The sequence below is a fragment of the Mesorhizobium sp. M7A.F.Ca.CA.002.09.1.1 genome, from assembly GCF_003998555.1.
Classification (GTDB): domain Bacteria; phylum Pseudomonadota; class Alphaproteobacteria; order Rhizobiales; family Rhizobiaceae; genus Mesorhizobium; species Mesorhizobium ciceri.
This window is the reverse complement of the sequence record NZ_RZRR01000890.1, coordinates 1-2,273: the sequence shown is the minus strand read 5'-3', so window position 1 is coordinate 2,273 and position 2,273 is coordinate 1. Positions and strand designations below refer to the sequence as shown.

General features: G+C 57.3%; 1 protein-coding gene and 1 pseudogene. Both read right to left on the bottom strand.

All coding sequences use genetic code 11. The annotated features are described in order from the left end of the window. The coding region (locus EN994_RS27915; protein ID WP_164746258.1) for a DEAD/DEAH box helicase family protein at positions 1-1,634 on the bottom strand (1,634 nt) is incomplete at its 3' end. After that, positions 1,631-2,273, bottom strand: a pseudogene (locus EN994_RS27910) (site-specific DNA-methyltransferase); the annotation flags it as partial. The pseudogene EN994_RS27910 and the gene EN994_RS27915, both read right to left, overlap by 4 nt.

Genomic DNA, 2,273 nt, shown 5'->3' with positions numbered 1-2,273 from the left:
TTCACGATGCTGGTGATTTCAGCCTGTATCTCTGGCGTGTCGAGTTTTTCGATCCCGGTCTTGATCCGGCGTTCGAACTCGCGCTGGATCACATCCCAAGCGACTTTCGCTACCTCACGCTCTTCCTGGGTCTCGAAGACGTAAGACGTTTGTTCGGATTCCTCAAACGCTCCCGCTTTTCCGGTAAGCATCGTTTCAACATTCGAAGGAGCTTCGACCACATGCGCGCCGAGATTCGACACGTCGCCGCTGCCGCCGACAATGACGGTCTTCCTAATCGAGATGAGCGAGTCCGGATCGCGCGCTGCCTTGATTACGTCGTCGAACCTGTCATGCGCGATGACGGTCAAGCGATCGACGGCTTCCACGCCCGTGCGCTGGCCATAAGGCAACCGCAGGCCACGTCCAAGCGTCTGCTCCGTCAGAATGTCGGAAGCCGATGCGCGCAATGGGACGATCGTGTAGAGGTTGGTTACGTCCCAGCCTTCCTTCAGTTTGTTGACGTGAATGACGATATCGGTCGTCGCATCATGCTCCAGTGCGACAAGCTTCTCGGTCGCCTCTTCAGTCTCCTCCGCGCGCGTTCCGGAATGAACCTCGATCACGCGACCCTGGTAGCGCCCCCGAAAGAAACCATCCGATTCCAGGTATCGCCGGATTTCGCTGGCGTGCGTGGTGTCTTGCGCCACGACCAACATGAAGGGATGGACAAGCTTGCGCCCGGTCTGTTGTGCATAGATCGCTAGCTCTGCCTTAGTGTTTTCATGGCAGTGAATCCCGTCCTCAAGCTTCATCCGTTCAAGCTGTTCCGGCGTGATGCTGTCGACGCGAAACCCTTCGCGAGTGGCGACGGCCGGGTCTTTCACATAGCCCTCGGCCATCGCCTGTCCAAGCGGGTAATCGAGAACCACGTTCTTGAACGCAACCGATTTGGCTCCAACCGAACGTGGTGTCGCCGTCAATTCGAGGCCGATAACAGGTTTCAGTTCGGCAATGGCGTTCATGCCCGCCTTGGCGCGATAGCGGTGCGCTTCGTCCATCAAGAGGACAAGGTCCGGAAGGGCCGACAGGTACTCGAAATAGGACTCGCCGATATATTCATGGAGCTTACGGATGCGCCCCTGCTCCTTGTTCACCTTGTCGATGTTGAAGATGAACACGATAGCGGTCTGGCCCAGAAGGTCGCCACGCACGGCGTAGCCGCGTTCCCAGTTGTCCCCGGTCTCGACTATGGGCGGAAGCTGCGCGAATTCAGCGATGCCCCGGAATACGTATTTTGAGGAGTTCTGCCGACTGAAATCGTCGACGAGCTTGTCGTAAATAGTGGTGTTCGGTGCGAGGATAAAGAAGTGCTTCGACCGTCCTGAGAGATAGAGATAGGCAATGAAAGCGCCCATGAGGCGCGTCTTGCCGACCCCTGTCGCAAGCGCGAAACAGAGCGACGGGAAATCGCGCTCGAAATCCGTCACCGTGGCATAGGTCGCCTTGATTGCGTCAAGTGCGACGACGGGATCAGCGCCCTTGGAAAATTCGATGGTGTTGAGCACGTCCGCCAAGATGTCGAGCGCCTCAGCCTGGGGCGTGCGCAGTGAAAGGCGAGCCTTTATCTGCTGAAGCAGCCGTTGGGAGGTCATGCCTCATCCTCCGCATTGTCAAAAAGCGGCAAGGCTGCCGCTGCGGCTTTGCCGCGCTTCGACGCGTCCGGCTCCGCCACCTCATCGAAATCCACCTTCTCCGGCAGGTTCGCAATTTTTAGCGAATAGTCGTCTCGACCCCATTCGCACTTCGCGAGGATTGAATGAGGAATCTTCTTCACCGTCAGGTTCGGAAAACTGTCTTCCTTCGCGTTAAAGGCCTTGCAGCAAACCAGCAGGCTGCGCTTGGATCCGACTTCCTCCGATAGCTTTTTCAGCGCGTCATAGGTCAGCGACTGGGTCGTCACGAATACGAAATCGCTTTCGGTCGAGTACCCGTGCCGCCAGTATTCGGCCGGGTCTTGGCTGGGCGCATAGGTGAAGCCTAGATGCTTGCAGAGCGCCTCGGCTAGCATGGCAGCATTGTATTCCTTGGATATAACCCAATTGCCGAAACGGTCTTTTTCCAGAAGCGACGGCGCAAGGCGATAGAACCGAAACCCGCCTCCGCCTTCCCATCCGGTCGCTGCCGTTATGCCGCCAGGATCATCGCCATCTATGACTTTCCTCAGCCTCGGGACAATGTGGGTGACAGCATGGTTGCCCAACTCGACCATGATCCAACGACGGCCCATTTTG